The 21,453-nt window shown below is 67.5% G+C and carries 22 protein-coding genes, 1 tRNA gene and 1 riboswitch; of the genes, 13 read left to right on the forward strand and 10 right to left on the reverse strand.

Annotated features, from left to right (window positions below):
- Positions 1-162 precede the first annotated feature (162 nt).
- Both C6P64_RS01475 and C6P64_RS01480 read right to left on the reverse strand, forming a co-directional pair.
- Positions 163-239 (reverse strand) — tRNA-Pro (locus C6P64_RS01475).
- 82 nt (positions 240-321) lie between these two features.
- Positions 322-1,305: a polyprenyl synthetase family protein gene (locus C6P64_RS01480; RefSeq protein ID WP_425436664.1), complete on the reverse strand. Its 984-nt coding sequence runs from the start codon at positions 1,303-1,305 to the stop codon at positions 322-324.
- 63 nt (positions 1,306-1,368) lie between these two features.
- Positions 1,369-1,471, forward strand: a riboswitch (S-adenosyl-L-homocysteine riboswitch).
- Positions 1,472-1,547: 76 nt separating this feature from the next.
- Between C6P64_RS01480 and ahcY the strand changes: the two genes are divergently transcribed.
- Genes ahcY through C6P64_RS18415 form a run of 4 tightly spaced genes read left to right on the forward strand, consistent with a single transcriptional unit; the run spans position 1,548 to position 5,241 of the window.
- Positions 1,548-2,984: an adenosylhomocysteinase gene (gene ahcY / locus C6P64_RS01485; protein ID WP_105746818.1), complete on the forward strand. Its 1,437-nt coding sequence runs from the start codon at positions 1,548-1,550 to the stop codon at positions 2,982-2,984.
- Positions 2,984-3,745 carry a TlyA family RNA methyltransferase gene (locus tag C6P64_RS01490; RefSeq protein ID WP_105746819.1) on the forward strand — a complete coding sequence of 254 codons (762 nt, stop codon included), beginning with the start codon at positions 2,984-2,986 and terminating at the stop codon, positions 3,743-3,745. Before ahcY ends, C6P64_RS01490 begins: the two co-directional genes overlap by 1 nt.
- Positions 3,730-4,560 carry a methylenetetrahydrofolate reductase [NAD(P)H] gene (gene metF / locus C6P64_RS01495; RefSeq protein WP_105746820.1) on the forward strand — a complete coding sequence of 277 codons (831 nt, stop codon included), beginning with the start codon at positions 3,730-3,732 and terminating at the stop codon, positions 4,558-4,560. The genes C6P64_RS01490 and metF overlap by 16 nt, the downstream gene beginning before the upstream one ends.
- Positions 4,561-4,596: 36 nt before the next feature.
- Positions 4,597-5,241, forward strand: a complete 645-nt coding sequence (locus tag C6P64_RS18415) for a septal ring lytic transglycosylase RlpA family protein (protein ID WP_245911588.1) — start codon at positions 4,597-4,599, stop codon at positions 5,239-5,241.
- Here C6P64_RS18415 and C6P64_RS01505 read toward each other — a convergent pair.
- The 3 genes from C6P64_RS01505 to C6P64_RS01515 all read right to left on the reverse strand — a co-directional run bounded on the left by C6P64_RS01505 (position 5,235) and on the right by C6P64_RS01515 (position 8,702).
- Positions 5,235-6,152 carry a 23S rRNA (adenine(2030)-N(6))-methyltransferase RlmJ gene (locus tag C6P64_RS01505; RefSeq protein WP_105746821.1) on the reverse strand — a complete coding sequence of 306 codons (918 nt, stop codon included), beginning with the start codon at positions 6,150-6,152 and terminating at the stop codon, positions 5,235-5,237. The genes C6P64_RS18415 and C6P64_RS01505 overlap by 7 nt on opposite strands.
- A gap of 92 nt (positions 6,153-6,244) precedes the next feature.
- Positions 6,245-7,420 (reverse strand): branched-chain amino acid ABC transporter substrate-binding protein, encoded by a 1,176-nt coding sequence (locus C6P64_RS01510; RefSeq protein WP_105746822.1) that lies wholly within the window; start codon positions 7,418-7,420, stop codon positions 6,245-6,247.
- A 97-nt stretch (positions 7,421-7,517) separates the two neighbouring features.
- Positions 7,518-8,702 carry a branched-chain amino acid ABC transporter substrate-binding protein gene (locus C6P64_RS01515; RefSeq protein WP_105746823.1) on the reverse strand — a complete coding sequence of 395 codons (1,185 nt, stop codon included), beginning with the start codon at positions 8,700-8,702 and terminating at the stop codon, positions 7,518-7,520.
- Between the two features lie 261 nt (positions 8,703-8,963).
- On the opposite strand from C6P64_RS01515, the gene rplM reads away from it, so the two are divergent.
- From rplM to erpA, 3 genes are all read left to right on the forward strand, one after another.
- Entirely contained in the window at positions 8,964-9,398 is a 435-nt protein-coding gene (gene rplM / locus C6P64_RS01520; protein ID WP_105746824.1) for a 50S ribosomal protein L13, read from the forward strand.
- Between the two features lie 9 nt (positions 9,399-9,407).
- Complete coding sequence (gene rpsI, locus C6P64_RS01525; RefSeq protein WP_105746825.1) at positions 9,408-9,800, forward strand: 30S ribosomal protein S9; 393 nt, start codon at positions 9,408-9,410, stop codon at positions 9,798-9,800.
- A 176-nt stretch (positions 9,801-9,976) separates the two neighbouring features.
- The gene (gene erpA / locus C6P64_RS01530; RefSeq protein WP_105728279.1) at positions 9,977-10,342 is read left to right on the forward strand and encodes an iron-sulfur cluster insertion protein ErpA; all 366 of its coding nucleotides are present in this window, start codon (positions 9,977-9,979) and stop codon (positions 10,340-10,342) included.
- Between the two features lie 130 nt (positions 10,343-10,472).
- Here the strand turns inward: erpA and C6P64_RS01535 are convergent, their stop codons facing one another.
- Both C6P64_RS01535 and C6P64_RS01540 read right to left on the reverse strand, forming a co-directional pair.
- Positions 10,473-11,645: an anhydro-N-acetylmuramic acid kinase gene (locus C6P64_RS01535; RefSeq protein WP_281257928.1), complete on the reverse strand. Its 1,173-nt coding sequence runs from the start codon at positions 11,643-11,645 to the stop codon at positions 10,473-10,475.
- 3 nt (positions 11,646-11,648) lie between these two features.
- Entirely contained in the window at positions 11,649-12,980 is a 1,332-nt protein-coding gene (locus C6P64_RS01540; RefSeq protein WP_105746826.1) for a M23 family metallopeptidase, read from the reverse strand.
- Between the two features lie 193 nt (positions 12,981-13,173).
- Here C6P64_RS01540 and tyrS point away from each other — a divergent pair, with 193 nt between their 5' ends.
- The 4 genes from tyrS (at position 13,174) to dbpA (ending at position 17,179) form a co-directional block, all read left to right on the forward strand.
- On the forward strand, positions 13,174-14,439 hold the full coding sequence (gene tyrS, locus C6P64_RS01545) for a tyrosine--tRNA ligase (RefSeq protein WP_105746827.1): 1,266 nt from the start codon (positions 13,174-13,176) through the stop codon (positions 14,437-14,439).
- The gene (gene dtd, locus C6P64_RS01550; RefSeq protein WP_105746828.1) at positions 14,436-14,879 is read left to right on the forward strand and encodes a D-aminoacyl-tRNA deacylase; all 444 of its coding nucleotides are present in this window, start codon (positions 14,436-14,438) and stop codon (positions 14,877-14,879) included. The genes tyrS and dtd overlap by 4 nt, the downstream gene beginning before the upstream one ends.
- Complete coding sequence (locus C6P64_RS01555) at positions 14,872-15,585, forward strand: hypothetical protein (protein ID WP_105746829.1); 714 nt, start codon at positions 14,872-14,874, stop codon at positions 15,583-15,585. Before dtd ends, C6P64_RS01555 begins: the two co-directional genes overlap by 8 nt.
- Before the next feature lie 187 nt (positions 15,586-15,772).
- On the forward strand, positions 15,773-17,179 hold the full coding sequence (gene dbpA, locus C6P64_RS01560) for an ATP-dependent RNA helicase DbpA (RefSeq protein WP_105746830.1): 1,407 nt from the start codon (positions 15,773-15,775) through the stop codon (positions 17,177-17,179).
- Here the strand turns inward: dbpA and C6P64_RS01565 are convergent.
- Genes C6P64_RS01565 through C6P64_RS01575 form a run of 3 tightly spaced genes read right to left on the reverse strand, consistent with a single transcriptional unit; the run spans position 17,157 to position 19,752 of the window.
- Entirely contained in the window at positions 17,157-18,344 is a 1,188-nt protein-coding gene (locus tag C6P64_RS01565; protein ID WP_105746831.1) for a YbfB/YjiJ family MFS transporter, read from the reverse strand. The two genes, dbpA and C6P64_RS01565, sit on opposite strands and share 23 nt — an antisense overlap.
- A gap of 9 nt (positions 18,345-18,353) precedes the next feature.
- A complete protein-coding gene (ybeY, locus tag C6P64_RS01570; protein ID WP_105746832.1) occupies positions 18,354-18,812 on the reverse strand; it encodes an rRNA maturation RNase YbeY in 459 nt (152 codons plus the stop codon).
- Between the two features lies 1 nt (position 18,813).
- The gene (locus C6P64_RS01575) at positions 18,814-19,752 is read right to left on the reverse strand and encodes a PhoH family protein (protein ID WP_105746833.1); all 939 of its coding nucleotides are present in this window, start codon (positions 19,750-19,752) and stop codon (positions 18,814-18,816) included.
- 30 nt (positions 19,753-19,782) lie between these two features.
- On the opposite strand from C6P64_RS01575, the gene ruvA reads away from it, so the two are divergent.
- Both ruvA and ruvB read left to right on the forward strand, forming a co-directional pair.
- The gene (gene ruvA, locus C6P64_RS01580; protein ID WP_105746834.1) at positions 19,783-20,364 is read left to right on the forward strand and encodes a Holliday junction branch migration protein RuvA; all 582 of its coding nucleotides are present in this window, start codon (positions 19,783-19,785) and stop codon (positions 20,362-20,364) included.
- 23 nt (positions 20,365-20,387) lie between these two features.
- Positions 20,388-21,452 (forward strand): Holliday junction branch migration DNA helicase RuvB, encoded by a 1,065-nt coding sequence (gene ruvB, locus C6P64_RS01585; RefSeq protein ID WP_105746835.1) that lies wholly within the window; start codon positions 20,388-20,390, stop codon positions 21,450-21,452.
- Position 21,453 lies beyond the last annotated feature (1 nt).

The following is a 21,453-nucleotide window of genomic DNA, read 5'->3' on the forward strand; positions in this document are numbered from 1 at the left end:
CAGGGCGGGCAGGAAGACTTCGGGCGGCTCGGCCGCTTTCCAGGCTGGCTTCTGGCTCCATTGACCCGAATCCGGTCACCGATTGGCCGGATTGCCTACGGGTCGTAGGTCTGAAAAGCAAAACGGGCTACAGCCGCTAAGACTGTAACCCGTCGATGTTTTTGGTCGGAATGAGAGGATTCGAACCTCCGACCCCTTCGTCCCGAACGAAGTGCGCTACCAGGCTGCGCTACATTCCGATTTGCTGTCTTGGCGTTCGCTTCAGATCAGCTGAGAAATGCATTGTAGCACGACTTTTTGAGATTTTCGTGCGAGCTTCGATTAAGTCCGGCGTTCGAGCAGCGAGGCTGCCAGGTCCACCATCGCTTCGGACCAGGGATTGGCCGGCAGGGCGCGCGCCGCATCGATCGCGCGCTGCGCCTCGTTCCGGGCGGCGCGGCGGGCATCTTCCAGGCCGCCGCAGCTGCGCACGATCGCGCTGATCTCTTCCAGCCGCTCGGTCTGACCTTGTTCGATCGCGTCGCGGATCAGTTCGGCCTGCGCTGCGTTGCAGCGCTGCAGCGTGCAGATCACCGGCAGAGTGACCTTGCCTTCGCGCAGGTCGTCGCCCAGGTTCTTGCCGAGCTCGGCGGCATCGCCCTCGTAGTCCAGCACGTCGTCGATGATCTGGAACGCCGCGCCGAGCGCCTGGCCGTAGTCGGCACAATGCGCCTCGGTCTGCGCGTCGGCACCGGCCAGGATGGCGGCCAGCCGGCTGCTGGCCTCGAACAGCTTGGCGGTCTTGGCCCGGATCACGCGCAGATAGGCCTGCTCGTCGAGCGAGGCATCGTGCATGTTCATGAGCTGCTGCACCTCGCCCTCGGCGATCACGTTGGTCGCCTCGGCCAGGATCTCGAGGATGCGCAGGTCGCCCGGCGCCACCATCATCTGGAAGGCGCGGGTGTAGAGAAAGTCACCGACCAGTACGCTGGCGGCGTTGCCGAACACCTCGTTGGCGGTGTCGCGTCCGCGCCGCAAGGTGGACTCGTCGACCACGTCGTCATGCAGCAAGGTGGCGGTATGGATGAACTCGACCACGGCCGCCATGTTGTGGCGCTCGGGATGCTCGCAGCCGAGCGCACCGCAGGTCAGCAGCAGCAGGGCAGGGCGTACCCGCTTGCCGCCGGCGCTGATGATGTATTGCGCCACCTGGCCGACCAGGGGCACGTCGCTGTTCAGGCGTTGCTGGATCACCTGGTCGACGGTGCGCATCTCGGCGGCTACCAGGGTCAAGGCTTGCGGGGTATGGGATGACGACGTACTCAAGATGGTGGACCGGGTTGTTTGAAGGGGAATTATAGGAACTGCCCGTGTTCTTTATAATGCCCGTATTCCGAGGAGCGTTGCAGCCCGGGCGCAAGGCCCGAGCGAGGCTCGGATTTCCCCCTCCCCCTCGTGGCGGGTCGGGCACAAACAACGGCGCTCACCCACTGGCGTGGCGTGAGTGCAGGCTTTTCCTCCAGCACGACCCGTCCGGTGGTCGATTCAAACTGTTGGAAAGCTCAATCATGAACGCACCGCTCAAGAACCCCGTCCATACCGACTGCGTGATCGCCGACATCGGCCTGGCCGCCTGGGGCCGCAAGGAAATCAAGATCGCCGAGACCGAGATGCCCGGCCTGATGGCGATCCGCGAGGAATTCGCTGCCAAGCAGCCGCTGAAGGGCGCGCGCATCACCGGCTCGCTGCACATGACGATCCAGACCGCCGTGCTGATCGAGACCCTGCAGGCGCTCGGCGCCCAGGTGCGCTGGGCCTCGTGCAACATCTTCTCGACCCAGGACCATGCCGCTGCCGCGATCGCCGCTGCCGGCACCCCGGTGTTCGCCGTCAAGGGCGAGACCCTGGTCGACTACTGGGACTACACCCACCGCATCTTCGACTTCGGCCCCGCCGGCAGCGAGGGCGAGGGCCCGAACATGATCCTCGACGACGGCGGCGATGCCACCCTGCTGATGCACCTGGGCAAGCAGGCCGAGCGCGACCCGTCGGTGCTGGCCAACCCGGGCAGCGAGGAAGAGCGCATCCTGTTCGCCGCGATCAAGGCCAAGCTGGCCGAGGACGCCAGCTGGTACAGCCGCAAGAGCGCCCAGATCATCGGCGTGACCGAGGAAACCACCACCGGCGTGCACCGCCTGAAGGAAATGTCGGTCAAGGGCACGCTGATGTTCCGCGCCATCAACGTCAACGACTCGGTCACCAAGAGCAAGTTCGACAACCTGTACGGCTGCCGCGAGTCGCTGGTCGACGGCATCAAGCGCGCCACCGACGTCATGATCGCCGGCAAGGTCGCGGTGGTCTGCGGCTACGGCGACGTGGGCAAGGGCTCGGCCCAGGCGCTGCGCGCGCTGTCGGCCCAGGTCTGGGTCACCGAGATCGACCCGATCAACGCCCTGCAGGCCGCGATGGAAGGCTACAAGGTCGTGACCATGGAATGGGCTGCCGACAAGGCCGACATCTTCGTGACCACCACCGGCAACCGCGACGTCATCACCTTCGAGCACATGGCGGCCATGAAGGACCAGGCCATCGTCTGCAACATCGGCCACTTCGACAACGAGATCCAGGTCGCCAGGCTGGAAGAAAACTGCCAGTGGGAAGAGATCAAGCCCCAGGTCGACCACGTGATCTTCCCGGACGGCAAGCGCATCATCCTGCTGGCCAAGGGCCGACTGGTCAACCTGGGCTGCGGCACCGGCCACCCGAGCTTCGTGATGAGCTCGTCCTTCGCCAACCAGACCATCGCCCAGATCGAGCTGTTCACTCACCCCGAAGGCTATGACGTGGGCAAGGTCTATGTGCTGCCCAAGCACCTGGACGAGAAGGTCGCGCGCCTGCACCTGAAGAAGGTCGGTGCCATGCTGACCGAACTCAGCGACGAGCAGGCCGCCTACATCGGCGTGCCCAAGCAGGGCCCCTACAAGCCCGACAGCTACCGCTACTGATGCGGGCCGACCAGCTGCTGGTCGAGCGCGGCCTGGCGGCCTCGCGCTCGCAGGCGCAGCGCCTGATCGCGGCCGGCCTGCGCTGGCGCGTCGGTTCCGGCGCCTGGAAGACCGTTACCAAGAACGGTGACCCGGTGCCGGAGGCGGCCGAGCTGCAGCTGGCTGACGCGGCCGAGTCGCGCTATGTCTCGCGCGGCGGTCTCAAGCTCGAGGGCGCCTTGCAGCGCACCGGGCAGCCGGTCGCGGGGCTGCGTTGCCTCGATGTCGGGCAGAGCACCGGTGGCTTCACCGACTGCCTGCTGCAGCAGGGCGCGGCGAACGTGGTCGGCGTCGATGTCGGCCATGGCCAGCTCAACGAGCGGCTGCGCGCCGATCCGCGCGTGGTCTGCGTCGAGAAGCTCAATGCGCGCGAGCTGAGCGCCGAGGCGCTGGTCGCTGCGGGCGGCGAGCCGGCGGCACCGCCCTTCGACCTGGTCGTGGGCGACCTGTCCTTCATCTCGCAGACCCTGGTCTGGCCGGCGATTGCGCCGCTGCTCAAGGCCGACGGCCACCTGCTGATGCTGGTCAAGCCGCAGTTCGAGCTGCAGCCCGAGCAGATCGGCAAGGGCGGCCTGGTGCGCGATCCGGCCAGCTACGCGCTGGTCGAGGCGCGCATGCGCCAGGCCTGCGCCGCCCTGGGCTGGCGCGTGCTCGATTACTTTGAAAGTCCGATCACCGGTGGTGACGGCAACCGGGAGTTTTTTGTATGGGCCTGCCCCTGAGTTTCGAATTCTTTCCGCCCAAGACGCCCGAGGGCGCAGCCAAGCTGCACGTGGTGCGCCAGCAGCTCTACGTCGCCAAGCCCGAGTTCTGCTCGGTGACCTATGGCGCCGGTGGCTCGACGCAGGACGGCACGCTGCAGACCGTGCAGGCGATCCTGGACGAGGGCCAGCAGGGCGCCTCGCATTTCACCTGCGTCGGTGCCTCGCGCGAGTCGGTGCGGGAAAAGCTGGCCTTGTTCAAGTCCATGGGCCTGCGTCGCCTGGTGGCCTTGCGTGGCGATCTGCCCAGCGGCTATGGCGCGATGGGCGAGTTCCGCTATGCCGCCGATCTGGTGGCCTTCATCCGTGCCGAAACCGGCGACCATTTCCACCTGGAGGTGGCCGCCTATCCCGAGACGCATCCGCAGGCCAAGTCGCCAGACGCCGACCTGCAGGCTTATGCCGCCAAGGTCAAGGCCGGTGCCAGCTCGGCGATCACGCAGTTCTTCTTCAACAGCGATGCTTATTTCCGCTTCGTCGACGACGCGTACAAGCTCGGCGCCGAGGTGCCGGTGGTGCCGGGCATCATGCCGATCACCAATTCCGCCGGCTTGCTGCGCTTTGCCGACAGCTGCGGCGCCGAGATCCCGCGCTGGATCCGGTTGCGCCTGCAGGCCTATGGCGATGACACCGAGTCGATCAAGGCCTTCGGCCTCGACGTGGTGACCGACCTGTGCGACCAGCTGCGCAATGCCGGCGTGCCGGGGCTGCATTTCTACACCATGAACCAGAGCGCACCGGTGCTGGAAATCCTGCGCCGGCTCGATCTGGGTTAAATTCGGCCAGGTGTCCCTGACGCCTGGAGCTTGCCTTTGCGCCAACTGTCTCATTTCCTTCTGCCGCTCGCCGTCCGCTGGCTGCGCCGATTGGGCGGATCAGCCGGCTGGCGCTGGCCCGCAGCAGCCTGGCTGCTGCTGGGCCTGGCGCCGCTGCAGGCGGCCGAGCCCGTCGCGGCTAGCCCGGCGACCCCGGTGCCGGCGCTCACGGCCGCGCCCACCGCCTCGGCTCACCATGGCCTGGCACCCGCCGAGCTGCTGCGCCAGGCCAAGGGCGTGGTGCAGGACTCGCTGCATGCGGGCGCCGACTGGCTGGCCGGCGCCAAGTCCGAGCCGCTGGTGCTCGAGCAGGGCACGGCGTCCTTCCTGGCCAACATGCTGCATGGCCGCAAGACCGCCAGCGGCGAGCGCTACGACATGAACGAGCTGACCGCCGCGCACAAGACCTTGCCCTTCGGTACCCGGGTCATCGTGCGCAGCCTGCAGACCGGGCGCGAGGTGGCGGTCCGCATCGTTGACCGTGGCCCGCACCTGAAGAACCGCATCATCGACCTGAGCCACGCGGCGGCGGCCGCGCTGGGCATCAAGGGGCACGGCATCTCCGAGGTCCAGATCGTGCAGCAGATGCCCGCCAGGCCGGCAGCCGGGGAGCTGGCTCCCCGTTCGGCCAGTCCTCAGTAGTTGCCGCTCTCGACCGTCCAGCCGGAACCGATAGGGTCCTGCAGCGCCTCGGTCACGAAGGGCAGTGCCTCGCGCAGCTGCGCGGCGAGCGTGAAGGGCGGATTGATCACATGCATGCCGCTGGCGCGCATTGCGGTATGGGCGCGACCCTGCGCGACCTGGGCGCTGGTGCCTTCGGTCGGGGTCAGGCCCACGTTGAGTTCCGCCTGCACCCAGCTGCGCTGCAGGCGCTGGCTCATGGCCTTGAGCTTGCGCGCCAGTGAATGCGCCTCCGGGCGCCCGATCACCGGATACCAGACCGCGTAGCTGCCGGTCGGGAAGCGCTGCAACGCCTCCTCCAGGCAGTCGATCACGGCCGCGTAGTCGGTCTTGAGCTCGTAGCTCGGGTCGATCAGCACCAGGCCGCGTCTTGTTGGCGTCGGCAGCAGCGAGCGCAGACCCTCGAAGCCGTTGCGGCGCAGCACCTCGATCTGCTTGCCGCGCTCGAGCTCGGCCACCTGCCGATCCAGCAGGCGCGAGTCGGTCGGATGGACCTCGAACAGCTTGAGCTTGTCCTGCGGGCGCAGCAGCGCCTGGCTGATCCAGGGCGATCCGGGGTAGACGCGCAGGTCCTTGCCCTGGTTGAAGCTGCGCACCTGCTGCAGGTAGTTCTTCACCAGCTCGGGCACCGGCTGGCTGCCGGCCTTGGCGGCCTCGACGGCGGCCAGCAGGCGGAAGATGCCGGCATCGGACTCGGCCGACTTGCGCGCGTGGTCCTGGTCCAGGCGATAGACGCCCGCGCCAGCGTGGGTGTCGACCACGGTGAAGCCGGTGTCTTTCTGACCCATGTATTGCAGGATGGCGACCAGCGTCATGTGCTTGAGCACGTCGGCGTGGTTGCCCGCGTGGAAGGCGTGGCGGTAACTGAACATGGGGCGGATGGTAACGCAAGGGGGCGCCAGCCTGAAATGAAAAACGGCCCTGCTGGGCCGTTCTCGGAGCGCTGCCGCTTGGGGCTCGTCGATCAGCGGATCACGGCCAGCTGGGCGCGGGCACCGTTCCTGAAGGTGTAGAGGGTCAGCGCGGCGTTCTTGCGGTCGCCCTTCTCGTCGAACTCCACCTTGCCGGAAGCGCCCTGGTACTGGATCTTCTTGAGCTCCGGCAGGTACTTGGCGGGTTCGGCCGAACCGGCCGCCTGCATGGCCTGGGCCAGCAGCTTGACGCCGTCGTAGGCGTAGGGCGAGTAGGCCTGGACCTCGACCTTGTACTTGTCCTTGAAGGCGGCGCGGAACTTCTCGTTGCCGCTGACCTCGTCGCCGTCGACGCCGCCGGCCTCGACGCAGTAGACCCGGTCGTCGCCCAGCGCCTCGGCCGAGAGCTGGATCATCTGTGCGGTGCACAGGCCGTCGCCGCCGACCAGCTTGGCCGGAATGCCGAGCTGCTTCATCTGGCGCAGCATCGGGCCGCCGACCGAGTCCATGCCGCCGAAGAAGATCACGTCGGGCTTCTTGGCCTTGATCGTGGTCAGGATGGCCTTGAAGTCGGTCGCCTTGTCGTTGGTGAACTCATGGGCCAGCACCTGGGCGCCAGCAGCGGCGGCGGCCTTCTCGAACTCGTCAGCCAGGCCCTGGCCGTAGGCGCTGCGGTCGTCAATCACGGCCACGGTCTTGGCCTTGAGCGTCTCGACCGAATAGCGGCCCATGGCGCCACCCTGCTGGGTGTCGTCGGCCACCAGGCGGAATACGCCGGCATAGCCCTGGCGGGTGATCTTGGGGTTGGTCGACGAGGGCGTGATCTGCGGGATGCCGGCGTCGTTGTAGATCTTCGAGGCCGGCAGGGTGGTGCCCGAGGTCACATGACCGACCACGCCGTTGATCTTGGCGTCGACCAGCTTCTGCGCGGCGGCGGCGCCCTGCTTGGGATCGGCGGCATCGTCCTCGGCCAGCAGCTCGAACTTGGCGCTCTTGTCGCCGATCTTGATGCCGGCTGCGTTGAGCTCCTCGACCGCCAGGCGGGCGCCGTTTTCGGTGTCCTGGCCGAAATGTGCCACCGGGCCGCTGGTCGGGCCGACATGGCCGATCTTCACGACCAGCTGTTCGGCGGCCGGGGCGGCGCCAGGTGCCTGGGCTTCTTCCTTCTTGCCGCAGGCGGCCAGGGCCACGCTGGCAGCCAGGGCGATGAGCTTGATTTCAGTACGCATGATGATGATTTTTTTCAGTGGGTCGTAGCTGCCCGCCGGAGGGCGGGCGCATGGATGGCAGGCCTGGCTGACGCCGTCGTGCCGGCCGGCAGTCCGGTCAGCGGATGATCGCCAGCTGGGCGCGGGCACCGTTCCTGAAGGTGTAGAGGGTCAGCGCGGCATTCTTGCGGCCACCCTGCTCGTCGAACTCCACCTTGCCGGAAGCGCCCTGGTACTGGATCTTCTTGAGCTCCGGCAGGTACTTGGCGGGTTCGGCCGAACCGGCCGCCTGCATGGCCTGGGCCAGCAGCTTGACGCCGTCGTAGGCATAGGCCGCATAGGCCTGCACATCGGCCTGGTACCTGGCCTTGAAGGCAGTGCGGAACTTCTCGTTGTCGTTGACTTCGGCGCCATCGACGCCGCCGGCCTCGACGCAGTAGACTTGGTCGTTGCCCAGTGCCTCGGCCGAGAGCTTGATCATCTCGCCGGTGCACAGGCCGTCGCCGCCGACCAGCTTGGCCTTGATGCCGAGCTGCTTCATCTGGCGCAGCATCGGGCCGCCGGCCGAGTCCATACCACCGAAGAAGATCACGTCGGGCTGCTTGGCCTTGATCGTGGTCAGGATGGCCTTGAAGTCGGTGGCCTTGTCGTTGGTGAACTCATGGCCCACCACCTGGGCGCCAGCGGCAGCGGCGGCCTTCGCGAATTCGTCAGCCAGGCCCTGGCCGTAGGCGGTGCGGTCGTCGATCACGGCCACGGTCTTGGCCTTGAGCGTCTCGACCGAGTAGCGACCCAGGGCGCCGCCCTGTTGTGTGTCGTCGGCCACCAGTCGGAAGGCACCGGCATAACCCTGGCGGGTGATCTTGGGGTTGGTCGACGAGGGCGTGATCTGCGGGATGCCGGCGCCGTTGTAGACCTGAGAGGCGGGCAGGGTGGTGCCCGAGGTCAGGTGGCCGATGACGCCATTGACCTTGGCATCGACCAGCTTCTGCGCGGCAGCCGTGGCCTGCTTGGGGTCGGCGGCGTCGTCCTCTGCCAGCAGCTCGAACTTGGCGCTCTTGTCGCCGATCTTGATGCCGGCGGCGTTGAGCTCCTCGACCGCCAGCCGGGCGCCGTTCTCGTTGTCCTTGCCCAGATGGGCCACCTGGCCGCTGGTCGCGCCGACATGGCCGATCTTCACCACCAGCTGGTCGGCAGCCGGTGCAGCTGCAGGGCTTACAGGAGTAGCGGCTTCTTCTTTCTTGCCGCAAGCCGCCAGGGTCACGGCGGCGGCCAGCACGGCCAGCTTCAGTTCAGTGCGCATAGAGATTGTCTTTCGATGAGGCTTGCGGCAATCCCGCACCCACGCGGATGCTCGCCCCACGCTCGGGTGGTGTGGCGATTGTATGTTCGGCTGGGTGAGCAGTCATCCTTGCCATAGTTGAAGCCCCAACCTATAATGGAGGGCTTCGCAGCGATCCATGGGCTCCGCGGCGAAGTTCATCCCCACCTAAGAGGCTTCCTCCAGAGAAGCACCGACCGTGGAAAAGAGCCCGCCAAACCTCACTCTTTCAAAGAGAAACTTATGCAAAAGACTACTGTCAGCGCCAAGCCCGCTGAGGTTGTGCACGAGTGGTTTGTGGTTGACGCCACCGATAAGGTGCTCGGACGTGTCGCCAGCGAAGTGGCACTCCGTCTGCGCGGCAAGCACAAGGCCATTTATACCCCTCACGTCGACACCGGCGATTTCATCGTCGTCGTCAACGCAGCCAAGCTGAAGGTCACGGGCACCAAGGCCCTGGACAAGGTGTACTACCGTCACTCGGGTTTCCCGGGCGGTATCTACGGCACCAACTTCCGCGATCTGCAAGCCAAGCACCCCGGCCGCGCGCTGGAGAAGGCCGTCAAGGGCATGCTGCCCAAGGGCCCGCTCGGCTACGCCATGATCAAGAAGCTCAAGGTGTACGGTGGTGCTGAGCACCCGCACACCGCCCAGCAACCCAAAGTGTTGGACATCTAAGGAGCTGCCATGATTGGTGATTGGAACAATGGCACCGGCCGTCGCAAATCCAGCGTCGCCCGCGTGTTTCTGAAAAAAGGCTCTGGCAAGATCACGGTCAACGGCAAGGACATCGAAGCTTTCTTCGGTCGCCAAACCTCGATCATGATCGCCAAGCAACCGCTGGCCCTGACCGAGAACCTGGAAGCCTTCGACGTGCAAGTCAACGTGCACGGCGGCGGTGAATCCGGCCAGGCAGGTGCAGTGCGTCACGGCATCACCCGCGCCCTGATCGACTACGATGCGGCCCTCAAGCCCGCACTGAGCGCTGCTGGTTTCGTGACCCGCGACGCCCGCGAAGTCGAGCGTAAGAAGGTCGGTCTGCGTTCCGCACGCCGCGCCAAGCAGTTCAGCAAGCGTTAATTCGCCAGCCCTGCTGCAAAAGACCGCCTGCCAGCCCCGCGCTGGAGGGCGGTTTTTTTATGGCCTGTCCGTAAAGACCCTGTTGCCTGCATCGGTATCACGGGCCTTGCCGCAAGCTATACCCGAGTTTTTTGCTATAGTATTAACCATTCTTCTGATTTCTAGGGTTGCACACCATGAGCGAACAAGCCGTTGCCGTTGATACCGAAATGCCCGCCCCGCTGGTCTTCACCGACAGCGCCGCGATCAAGGTGGCCGACCTGATCGCCGAGGAGGGCAATCCCGACCTCAAGCTGCGCGTCTTCGTCCAGGGTGGCGGCTGCTCGGGCTTCCAGTACGGCTTCACCTTCGACGAGATCGTCAACGAGGACGACACGGTGATGAGCAAGAACGGCGTCTCGCTGCTGATCGACGCCATGAGCTACCAGTACCTGGTCGGCGCCGAGATCGACTACAAGGAAGACCTGCAGGGCGCGCAGTTCGTGATCAAGAACCCGAACGCCAGCACCACCTGCGGCTGCGGTTCCAGCTTCAGCGTCTGACGCCAGCCGGGCCGGGTCCGGCCTGCCGCGCCAGCGCACATCCGCCTAAAGCCTGCCGACCTGCCGTCGGCGGGCTTTTGCGTTTCTGGCCTCCCTCTGGGCCTTGTCGCGCTGCGGCCTGCCGCGGGACTCAGGCTGGGTAGATCGCGCCCAGGATGCGCGGTCCGGCGGCACCGGTGACCGCGCTCAGGTTGCCCGGCCGGCCTTCCAGTGCCTGCCAGGCCAGCCAGGCAAAGGCGGCGGCCTCGACCAGGTCGACCGGCCAGCCGCGTTCGGCGGTCGTCAGTACCGGGCAGGGCGCCAACTCGCGGCGCAGCGCGGCCATCAGCGCGTCGTTGCAGGCGCCGCCGCCGCAGACCAGCAGTTCGGACAGCTCCGCCTCGCCCCAGGGCAGATCGCGCAGCGCCTGGGCTATGCTGCGCGCGGTCAGCTCGACCAGGGTGGCCTGCACATCGGCCGGCGCCAGGGCCTCGAAGCCCTGCAGCTGGCGCTGCAGCCAGTCGGCGTGGAACAGGTCGCGCCCGGTGCTCTTGATGCCCTGCAGCGCGAAATAGGGTTCTGCCAGCAGCCTGGCCAGCAGCGCCGGGTCGGCCCGGCCGCTCGCGCCCCAGGCGCCGCCACGGTCGTAGCGCGCCCCGGTATGGCGCGCGCACCAGAGGTCGAGCAGCATGTTGCCGGGGCCGGTGTCCAGTCCCAGCACCCGGCCGTCGCTGGTGAGCGCCGTGACATTGGCGATGCCACCGATGTTGACGACCGCGACCGACGATCCAGCCTGGCCGAACACCTCGCGGTGGAAGGCCGGCACCAGTGGCGCACCCTGGCCGCCAGCGGCGATGTCGCGGCTGCGGAAGTCGGCGACCACGGCGATGCCGCCGAGTTCGGCCAGCAGCGCGGGCTGGTTGAGCTGCAGGGTGTAGGGCGGAAAACCGGGGTCCTGCGCATCGACCCGGCGGCCGCGCAGCCAGGCCCCGGGCGGGTGGTGGCGTACCGTCTGGCCATGGGCGCCGATCGCCCGCACCGCGCTGGCCTCGAGGCCGCTGGCGCCCAGCAGCGCCCGCACCACCTCGGCATAGACCAGGGTCAGCTGGTGCGCCGCGACCGCCGCGCGATGCAGTTCATCCGCTCCGCTGGCATTGAGCGCGAGCAGTTCGGCGCGCAGCCCGGGCGGCAGGGGCAGGCCATGGCTGGCCAACACGCGCGCGGGCCGGGCCGCGAAGTCGATCAGCACGCCGTCCACCCCGTCGAGCGAGGTGCCGGACATCAGGCCGATGTAGAGCGCCGGGCTGGCGCAAGAGCTGGACAAGGCTTACTCGGCGCTGGCTTGCACCACCGTGGCGGCGGCGTCGAGCTGCTGGCGGATGGCCTGGGCCTGGCGCTTGAATTCGGCCTTGGCGCTGGCCGTCACCGTCTGGCTGCCGCCATCGCGCGCCAGGGTCAGCGGGTCCTGGTGCTGGTTGCGCACCAGGTATTCGAAGTGCAGGTGTGGCCCGGTCGAGGCGCCGGTGCTGCCGACGGCGCCGATCAGCGCGCCCTGTTCGACCGACTGGCCCTGGCGCACGCCGATGCGGCTCAGGTGGGCATAGGCGGTCGATTTCTGGTCGCTGTGCTGCACGATCACGATGTTGCCGTAGCCGTTCTTCCAGCCGGCGAAGCTGACCTTGCCGTCGCCGACCGAGCGCACCGGGGTGCCGGTGGGGGCGGCGAAGTCCACGCCCAGATGGGGCGTCTCGCGGCCCGAGATCGGATGGAAGCGCATGCCGTAGCGGCTGCTGACGCGCGAGAACGCCAGCGGCGAGGCCAGGAAGGCCCGCTTGAGGCTCTGGCCGTCCGGGCTGTAGAAGGCCCCCTTGCTGCCAGGCTCATGGAACCAGATCACCTGGTGCTTCTGGCCGCGGTTGACGAATTCGGCGCCCAGCAGCTGGCCGAAGCTCAGCACTTCGCCCTCGGCCTCGAAGGTCTCGTAGGCGACCTGGAAGCGGTCGCCCGGGGCGAGGTCGCGCCGGAAGTCGATCTCGCCGGCGAATACGTCGGCCAACTGTTCCGCCACGCTGTCGGGCAGCTTGGCGGCATCGGTGGCCTCGAACAGGCTGCTGCGTATGGTGGCACCGGCCAACCGCACCTTGCGCTGCAGCGGGCCCATTTCCAGCTTGGACTGCAGGCCCTTGGCACCACGATCAATCCGTAGGCGGGCAAATTCCTTGCCGTTCTTGGCTGGCCAGAGCACCCGCAGCTCGAGCAGCTTGCCCTTGTCGCTGGTGCGCGTCGAGGCCAGCTTGCCGGCCGGGCCATCGAGCAGCAGGCGGCGCGTGACCGGATCGCGTGCCAGGAAGGTCACGGCTTCGCTGTCGCTGACCCCGAGTCGCTTGAGCAGGCTCTGGACCGAGTCGTTGCGCCGGGTCAGGTCGCTGTTGAACAGCTCGAAGCGGGCCGGCGGCTTGCCCTGTGCCGGCGCCGCGGCCGGCACCGGCGTGACCGGCTCGATCACCTGCTGGACCGGCAGATCGGCGGCATCGGGTGCCAGTGGGGCCACCGCGACCGCGGTGACGCCGGTGCCCAGCAGCAGGGCGCCCAGCCCGGCCATCAGACGGCGCGGGTGGCGCTGCATGGTTTGCACCAGCAGTTCGAAACGTTGCTTCATCAAAAAGTAGATCCGGTGGCAGCGGGCGGAATGCGGCCGCTGCGATAAGGGGGAAGTCGGCCGCCAGTAACGCGGTGCATACCGGGAACAGCAGCGCCTGCCAATAGGCCAGAGGCGCGCCAACTAAAATCCCGGTTTGAGACATCCGTCTATTTTACCTAGGCCAGAGAAAGCCGCAACTGGAAAAAACCTTATGAATGAACAAGTTGAGTCCGGGAAAGACGCAGATCTGACAACTGGCCAGGCTGTGCCCGTGCTGTCCGACCGGGTCCGGCACGCGCTGGCCGTGACCCGCCGTGGCTGCGAGGAGCTGATTCCCGAGGCGGACTGGATCAAGAAGCTGGTCAAGAGCGAGGCCAGCGGCCAGCCGCTGCGCATCAAGCTCGGCCTGGACCCGACCGCGCCCGACATCCACATCGGCCACACCGTGGTGCTCAACAAGATGCGCCAGTTGCAGGACCTGGGGCACCAGGTGATCTTCCTGATCGGCGACTTCACCAGCCTGATCGGCGACCCGTCGGGCCGCAACAGCACGCGTCCGCCGCTCACCCCCGAGCAGATCAAGCTCAACGCCGAGACCTACTACAAGCAGGCCAGCCTGGTGCTCGATCCCGCCAGGACCGAGATCCGCTACAACAGCGAATGGTGCCTGCCGCTGGGCTCGATGGGCATGATCCAGCTCTCGGCCAAGTACACGGTCGCGCGCATGATGGAGCGCAACGACTTCCACGATCGCTTCAAGGCCGGCACGCCGATCTCGGTGCACGAGTTCCTCTATCCGCTGATGCAGGGCTACGACTCGGTTGCGCTGAAATCCGACCTCGAGCTCGGCGGTACCGACCAGAAGTTCAACCTGCTGATGGGTCGCCATCTGCAGCAGGAGTACGGCCAGGAGCCGCAGTGCATCCTGACCATGCCGCTGCTGGAAGGCCTGGACGGCGTCGACAAGATGTCGAAGTCGAAGAACAACTACATCGGCATCACCGAACCGGCCAACACCATGTTCGCCAAGGTGCTGTCGATCAGCGACACGCTGATGTGGAAGTGGTACACCCTGCTGTCCTTCCGCAGCGAGGCCGAGATCGCCGCGCTCAAGGCCGCGGTGGCCCAGGGCGCCAACCCGAAGGACGCCAAGGTCGCGCTGGCCAAGGAGATCACCGCGCGCTTCCACAGCGCGGCGGCGGCCGACGCGGCCGAGCAGGACTTCATCAACCGCAGCAAGGGCGGGGTGCCCGACGAGATCCCCGAGGTCGCGCTGTCGGGCGCGCCGCTGGGCATCGGCGCCTTGCTGAAGTCGGCCGGCCTGGCTCCGTCGACCAGTGAGGCCAACCGCCTGATCGACGGCGGTGGCGTGCGCATCGACGGCGCGGTCGTCAGCGACAAGGGTCTCAAGCTCGACGCCGGCACCTTCGTGGTCCAGGTCGGCAAGCGCAAGTTCGCGCGCGTGACGCTGGCATGAAGGCCGTCTTGCAGCGCGTCAGCGAAGCCCGGGTCACGGTCGAGGGCGAGCTGATCGGCGAGATCGGCCAGGGCCTGCTGGTGCTGTTGTGCGCCGAGCGCGGCGACACCGAGGCCATCGCCGACAAGCTGCTGGCCAAGCTGCTCAAGCTGCGCATCTTCTCGGACGAGGCTGGCAAGATGAACCGCAGCCTGCAGGACATCGGTGGCGGCCTGCTGCTGGTGAGCCAGTTCACGCTGGCGGCCGATACCTCGGGCGGCAACCGGCCCAGCTTCGGCCAGGCCGCCGCGCCCGACGAGGGCCGCCGGCTCTACGACTATGTCGTCGCGCAGGCGCGTGCCGCTCACCCAGTCGTGCAGACCGGGCGCTTCGCGGCCGACATGAAGGTGCAGCTGGTCAACGACGGGCCGGTGACGATACCGCTGCAGATGAATGCCTGAGCCGGGTGAATCGGTGTTTGCCGGGCTGGACCAGCATGGCCTGAACCTGCAGGCGGTGTTCGACCTGGCCGATTTGCCGCCCGAGCTGCTGGCGCCGCTTGGCCTTGACGGTGCCGGGCGCGCGCGTTTTCGCCAGCTGATCCTGATCGGGCACCTGGGGCGCGATTTCTGGGACGCGCTGCAGCGGCGCGGCATGCATGGCGCCCATCCGGTGGACCAGTTCGTGACCGAGCGGGTCGTGGCCTGGATGGCGCAGGCGCTGCCGGACCATGAATGGCAACAGGTCTTTCCTGGATCGGTGCCGGTCGGGCTGCAGCGGCTGGGCGCGCTGGCAGGCTGGCACCAGGCTTCGCCGTTCTGGGTCGGCGTCGATGCCGAATGGGGCAGCTGGTTCGCCTACCGTGCGGTCCTGCTGGCCGATACCGCTTTGCCCGTCACGTCCAGGCGCGAGCTCGGATCGCCCTGCGCCGCTTGCGTGGACAAGCCCTGCATCAGCGCCTGTCCGGCCGGTGCGCTGGCCACTGAGCAAACCGGCGGCTGGCGGCTGCAGGCTTGCCTGGACCATCGCAAGCAGCCTGGCTCGTCCTGCCAGGATCGTTGCCTGGCACGCAATGCCTGTCCGGTCGGCGAGCGCTACCGTTACCGGGACGAGCAGATCGCCTACCACTACCTGCATTCGCTGCATTTCATCCGCCAGCATTGCTGAAGAGTTGTGCGCTCCAGGGCCGGGGTGACGCCGGGCTCCTCATGCTGCGAGCAGAAATCGTCACCCGGCGCCACCTCGGCCCTGTTGCTTCGGGTGTGGCACCAAGCTCCTCATGCTTCGAGCAGAAATCGTCGCCCGGTGCCCCTCGGCCCTGTTGCCAACGGGCCCTCCCGCCGATAATCGCGCGATGAACGAATCCCTGAAAAACCCGGCCGCTGGCGCCGCCTTCAGCCAGCTGCCGCTGGCCGTCTCCACCCTGGACAACCTGGAGCAGCTCGGCTACCGCGCGATGACGGCGATCCAGTCCGCTAGCCTGCCGCTGGCCTTGGCCGGCCAGGACCTGATCGCCCAGGCCAGCACCGGCAGCGGCAAGACGGTGGCCTTCGGCATCCCGCTGGTCGAGAAGCTCGATCCGGCGCAGTGGCAGGTGCAGGCGCTGGTGCTGTGCCCGACGCGCGAGCTGGCCGACCAGGTCACGCTCGAGATCCGTCGCCTGGCGCGCGCGCATGGCAACATCAAGGTCGTGACGCTGTGCGGCGGTGTCGCGCTGCGTGGCCAGACCCTGAGCCTGGAGCATGGCGCCCATGTGGTGGTCGGCACGCCGGGCCGCATCCTCGATCACCTGGAGCGCGGCCACCTGAGCCTGGCTGCCGTGCGCACCCTGGTGCTCGACGAGGCTGATCGCATGCTCGACATGGGCTTCTTCGACGACATCGCCCAGGTTGCCAAGCTCTGTCCGGCGGACCGCCAGACCCTGTTGTTCTCGGCCACCTATCCGGAAGGGGTGGACCGGTTGGCGGCGCAGTTCATGCGCGCGCCGCAGACCGTCAAGGTGCAGGCCCAGCATGCGGCCGATAAGATCCGCCAGCATTTCTACGAGGTGAAGAACAGCGAGCGGCTGTCGGTGGTCGCGCGGCTGCTGAACCATTTCCGGCCTGAGTCGACGCTGGCCTTCTGCAACACCAAGCAGCAATGCCGCGACCTGGTCGCGCTGCTGCAGGGCCAGGGCTTCGCGGCGCTGGCGCTCTACGGCGAGCTGGATCAGCGCGAGCGCGACCAGGTGCTGGTGCAGTTCGCCAACCGCAGCTGCTCGGTGCTGGTGGCGACCGATGTCGCGGCGCGCGGGCTCGACATCGCCCAGCTCGACGCGGTGATCAACGTCGACTGCACGCCCGACGCCGAGGTGCATATCCACCGCATCGGCCGCACCGGCCGCGGCGAGGCCGAGGGCCTGGCGCTTACCTTGGCCAGCCTGGACGAGATGGGCTCGGTCGGCAAGATCGAGCAATTGCAGGGCCGCGAGGTCGCCTGGCAGCCGCTGGACAGCCTGACCCAGGCGCCGGGTGGCCCGCTGCGCCCGCCGATGGCGACGTTGCAGATCCTGGGCGGACGCAAGGAGAAGATCCGCGCTGGCGACGTGCTCGGCGCGCTGACCGGCGAGCTGGGCTACACGCGCGAGCAGATCGGCAAGATCAACATCAACGAGTTCTCGACCTATGTCGCCGTCGAGCGCGCCATCGCCAAGCAGGCCGAGGCCAGGCTGGCCGCCGGTCGCATCAAGGGCCGCAGCGTCAAGGTGCGCTTACTGGCCTGAGCGGCACGCGCTTGAGCAGCAGCAGCAAGGCGGTGCCCAGCAGCATGATGCCCGCCGCCAGGTAGAGCCCGGACTGGTAGCTGCCGAAGCGGGTCGCGAGCCAGCCGGTCACGGCCGGACCGACGATCTGCGCGCTGCCGTAGGCGAGCGACATCTTGCCCATCATCTTGGCTGGACGGCCGGGGTAGTAGCGCCCGGCCATCGTCAGCACCAGGCTCACGATGCCGACGAAGGTGCCGCCGAACAGCAGCGCGCCGGCCAAGGTCGTTGCCAGTCCGCCGCCGGCCAGCGGCAGCAGGATGCCTGCGATCTGCAGCAGTGCGGCCGTGATCAGCGCGTTGAGGTCGCCGATGCGCCGCGCGACGAAGTCCCAGACGATGCTGGCGGGCGCCGCGGCGATCCCGATCGCCAGGAAGGCCCATTTGCCCTGTCCCGCTAGTCCTGGCAGCCGCTCGACGATGGCGACGATGAAGGTGGTGCTGACCACGTAGCCGATGCCGGCGCAGAAATACGCCGCCATGAACAGGCGCAGGAAGGCCGGGCTTGGTGGGCTGTCCTGCCAGGTCTGTGCGCCCTGGCTGGCCATGCTGCGCGGCGGCACCGGCAGCCAGGCCAACGCGGGAATGGCGAGCAGGCCGCCGAACGCCGTCAGCGCCAGCCATTGGCCGCGCCAGTCCAGGTGCTCGCCCATCCAGGCCACTGCGACCGAGCACAGCACCACGCCGAGCCCGACGCCGCTGTAGTGGATGCCGAGCTCGCTGCGGTGGCCATGGCGGATCAGCCAGTTCAGTACCAGCCCGGCACCGAACAGCATGCCGGCCGCGCTGCTCAGGCCCGCGAGGTAGCGCGAGATGGCCCAGATGGTGAAGTCGTTGCTCAGCCCCATCATCGCGGTGCTGGCGACGGCCACCACCAGTCCGAGGCGGTAGAGACGGTCCTTGAGCACCAGGTCGCCGCCCAGCATCGCGAGCAGCGCGCCGCTCAGGTAGCCGGCGTAGTTGATCGCGGCCAGCCAGCCCGCCTCGGCGACGCCAAGCCCGGCCTGCTGCTGCATCAGCGGCAGCAGCGGCGTGTACGCGAAGCGCGCCACGCCCAGCGTCAGCAGCAGGCTGAAGATGCCCGCGGTCATTACCTTGAGACGGGCACGCTGGCCCTGGCTGCTCATGAAGGCGCCTTATTCGGCGTAGGGATTGGGGAAGCCTAGGCCTTCAAGGATCTCGATCTCGTAGGCCTCCATCTCCTCGGCGTCCTGCTCGCTGGTTTCGTGGTCCCAGCCCTGGGCGTGCAGCGCGCCGTGCACCAGCAGGTGGGCGTAATGCTGCTGCAGCGTCTTGCCCTGCTCGGCGGCTTCGCGCGCGACCACCGGCGCGCACAGCACCAGGTCGGCTTGCACCACGGGGTCCTGCGCGTAGTCGAAGGTCAGCACATTGGTCGCGTAGTCCTTGCCGCGGTAGTCGCGGTTCAGGCTCTGGCCTTCCTCGGCGTCGACGATGCGCACGGTGAATTCGCCGTCATCGGCCAGGGCATGGCGCAGCCAGCGCATGACTTTCTGGCGCGGCAGCGCGGCGCGGTGCTCGGCCACGCCGTCGAAGCGAGCGAATTGCAGGGAGAGGGTCAGGTCGGGCAGGGCCATGTCAGTCTTTCGGGGCGGTTTTGTCGTAGGCATCGACGATGCGAGCGACCAGCGGGTGGCGCACCACGTCGGCGCTGGTCAGTCGGTTGAAGGCGATGCCCTGCACGCGCTTGAGGACGCGCTCGGCATCGATCAGGCCGCTGAGCTGGGTGCGCGGCAGGTCGACCTGGCTGACGTCGCCGGTGATGACGGCCTTGCTGCCAAAGCCGATGCGGGTGAGGAACATCTTCATCTGCTCGGGCGTGGTGTTCTGCGCCTCGTCGAGGATCACGAAGGCGTGATTCAGCGTGCGCCCGCGCATGAAGGCCAGCGGCGCGATCTCGATCTGCTGGCGCTCGAAGGCCTTCTGCACCTTGTCGAAGCCCATCAGGTCGTAGAGCGCGTCGTACAGCGGCCGCAGGTAGGGGTCGACCTTCTGCGTCAGGTCGCCGGGCAGGAAGCCCAGCCGCTCGCCGGCCTCGACCGCCGGTCGCGTCAGCACGATGCGCTGCACCGCGCTGCGCTCGAGCGCATCGACCGCGCAGGCCACCGCGAGGTAGGTCTTGCCGGTGCCGGCCGGGCCGATGCCGAAGGTGATGTCGTGGCAGGCCATCTGGTCGAGGTAGCGCTGCTGGTTGGCGGTGCGCCCGCGCACCTCGCCGCGTCTCGTCTGCATCGCGACATGCTCGACGCTGTCCTCGGGCAGGGCGCTGTCGCCCGCGAGCATGAGCTGGACCTGCTCGTTGGGGATGGGGCGCTTGGCGATCTCGTACAGCGCCTGGATCACCTCCATCGCCTGTTCGGCCCTGGCCTTGGGGCCCTCGACGCGGAACTGCTCGAAACGGTGCGCGACCTTGACCTGCAGCGCAGCCTCGATCGTGCGCAGATGGCTGTCGAGCGGCCCGCACAGGTGGGCCATGCGCTCGTTGTCGGGCGGAGAGAAATGGTGTCGCAGAATCAAACCGATAATTCCAGCTAAAGGAAAACGTCAATGATAGGCAAACTCACCGGCACCCTGCTGGAAAAATCTCCGCCCCAGGTCCTGATCGACTGCGGCGGCGTGGGCTACGAGGTCGATGTGCCGATGAGCACCTTCTACGGCCTGCCCCATCTGGGCGAGAAGGTCGCGCTGCTGACGCATTTCGTCGTGCGCGAGGACGCGCAGCTGCTCTACGGCTTCGCGACCGCCACTGAACGTGAGGCCTTTCGGCAATTGATCAAGGTCAGCGGCGTCGGCCCGCGCATGGCGCTGAGTCTGCTGTCGGGCATGAGCGTGGCCGAGCTGGCGCAGGCCGTGAGCGCGCAGGAGCCGGGTCGCCTGGTCAAGGTGCCGGGCATCGGCAAGAAGACTGCCGAGCGGCTGCTGCTCGAGCTCAAGGGCAAGCTCGGCGCCGACCTGGGCGCCCTGGCCGGCGGCGGCCTGCCGCTGGAGGATGCGCATGGCGACATCGGTCAGGCGCTGATCGCGCTCGGCTACAACGAGAAGGAGGCCGCCGCCGCGCTCAAGGCGCTGCCGGCCGAGGTCGGGGTGAGCGAGGGCATCAAGCTCGCGCTCAAGGCGCTGGCGAAGTGATTTTCAAGCGGGGATAAGCACCGATGGCCATAGAAACCGACGATTTCGCCCGCGCGCCGCGCCAGCCGCGCATGGTCTCCGCCGCGCCCGAGTCCAGCCGCGAGGAGGCGCTCGAGCGCGCGCTGCGGCCCAAGGGCCTGCAGGAATACGTGGGCCAGGCCAAGGTGCGCGAGCAGCTCGAGATCTTCATCGGCGCGGCCAGGAAGCGCCAGGAGGCGCTCGACCATGTGCTGCTGTTCGGTCCGCCCGGACTCGGCAAGACGACGCTTTCGCACATCATCGCGCATGAGCTCGGCGTCAACCTGCGCCAGACCAGCGGTCCGGTGCTGGAAAAGCCCAAGGACCTGGCGGCGCTGCTGACCAACCTCGAGCCCAACGACGTGCTGTTCATCGACGAGATCCACCGACTCTCGCCAGTGGTCGAGGAGATCCTCTACCCGGCGATGGAGGACTACCAGATCGACATCATGATCGGCGAGGGACCGGCGGCGCGCTCGATCAAGCTCGACCTGCAGCCCTTCACCCTGGTCGGCGCGACCACGCGCGCCGGCATGCTGACCAATCCGCTGCGCGACCGCTTCGGCATCGTCGGCCGGCTCGAGTTCTACAACGCCAGCGAGCTGGCGCTGATCGTCAAGCGCAGCGCCGGCCTGCTGAATGCGCCGATGGACGAGGCGGCGGCGTTCGAGGTCGCTAGAAGGTCGCGCGGCACGCCGCGCATCGCCAACCGGCTGCTGCGCCGGGTGCGCGACTACGCCGAGGTCAAGGGCGATGGTCGCATCACGCTCGAGATGGCGAACCGCGCGCTGACCATGCTCGATGTCGATCCGGTCGGCTTCGACCTGATGGACCGCAAGTTGCTCGAAGCCGTGATCCACAAGTTCGACGGCGGCCCGGTCGGGCTCGACAACATCGCGGCCAGCATCGGCGAGGAGGCCGGCACGATCGAGGACGTGATCGAGCCCTACCTGATCCAGCAGGGCTATCTGCAGCGCACCACGCGCGGGCGGATCGCGACCCAGGCGGCGTTCCGCCATCTGGGGCTGGAGCCGCCCAAGGTCGATCCGGCGCTGTACGGCGACGACTGAT

The organism is Malikia granosa (genome assembly GCF_002980595.1).
In the GTDB taxonomy this organism is placed as follows: Bacteria; Pseudomonadota; Gammaproteobacteria; order Burkholderiales; family Burkholderiaceae_C; genus Malikia; species Malikia granosa.

Coding starts and splice junctions, on each gene's coding strand:
- ahcY (WP_105746818.1), top strand. CDS start 1,548: ATGAACGCACCGCTCAAGAACCCCGTCCATACCGACTGCGTGATCGCC.
- ruvA (WP_105746834.1), top strand. CDS start 19,783: ATGATAGGCAAACTCACCGGCACCCTGCTGGAAAAATCTCCGCCCCAG.
- C6P64_RS01540 (WP_105746826.1), bottom strand. CDS start 12,980: ATGAAGCAACGTTTCGAACTGCTGGTGCAAACCATGCAGCGCCACCCG.
- C6P64_RS01490 (WP_105746819.1), top strand. CDS start 2,984: ATGCGGGCCGACCAGCTGCTGGTCGAGCGCGGCCTGGCGGCCTCGCGC.
- rplM (WP_105746824.1), top strand. CDS start 8,964: ATGCAAAAGACTACTGTCAGCGCCAAGCCCGCTGAGGTTGTGCACGAG.
- dtd (WP_105746828.1), top strand. CDS start 14,436: ATGAAGGCCGTCTTGCAGCGCGTCAGCGAAGCCCGGGTCACGGTCGAG.
- ruvB (WP_105746835.1), top strand. CDS start 20,388: ATGGCCATAGAAACCGACGATTTCGCCCGCGCGCCGCGCCAGCCGCGC.
- rpsI (WP_105746825.1), top strand. CDS start 9,408: ATGATTGGTGATTGGAACAATGGCACCGGCCGTCGCAAATCCAGCGTC.
- C6P64_RS01555 (WP_105746829.1), top strand. CDS start 14,872: ATGCCTGAGCCGGGTGAATCGGTGTTTGCCGGGCTGGACCAGCATGGC.
- C6P64_RS01510 (WP_105746822.1), bottom strand. CDS start 7,420: ATGCGTACTGAAATCAAGCTCATCGCCCTGGCTGCCAGCGTGGCCCTG.
- erpA (WP_105728279.1), top strand. CDS start 9,977: ATGAGCGAACAAGCCGTTGCCGTTGATACCGAAATGCCCGCCCCGCTG.
- C6P64_RS01565 (WP_105746831.1), bottom strand. CDS start 18,344: ATGAGCAGCCAGGGCCAGCGTGCCCGTCTCAAGGTAATGACCGCGGGC.
- C6P64_RS01505 (WP_105746821.1), bottom strand. CDS start 6,152: ATGTTCAGTTACCGCCACGCCTTCCACGCGGGCAACCACGCCGACGTG.
- tyrS (WP_105746827.1), top strand. CDS start 13,174: ATGAATGAACAAGTTGAGTCCGGGAAAGACGCAGATCTGACAACTGGC.
- metF (WP_105746820.1), top strand. CDS start 3,730: ATGGGCCTGCCCCTGAGTTTCGAATTCTTTCCGCCCAAGACGCCCGAG.
- C6P64_RS01515 (WP_105746823.1), bottom strand. CDS start 8,702: ATGCGCACTGAACTGAAGCTGGCCGTGCTGGCCGCCGCCGTGACCCTG.
- ybeY (WP_105746832.1), bottom strand. CDS start 18,812: ATGGCCCTGCCCGACCTGACCCTCTCCCTGCAATTCGCTCGCTTCGAC.
- dbpA (WP_105746830.1), top strand. CDS start 15,773: ATGAACGAATCCCTGAAAAACCCGGCCGCTGGCGCCGCCTTCAGCCAG.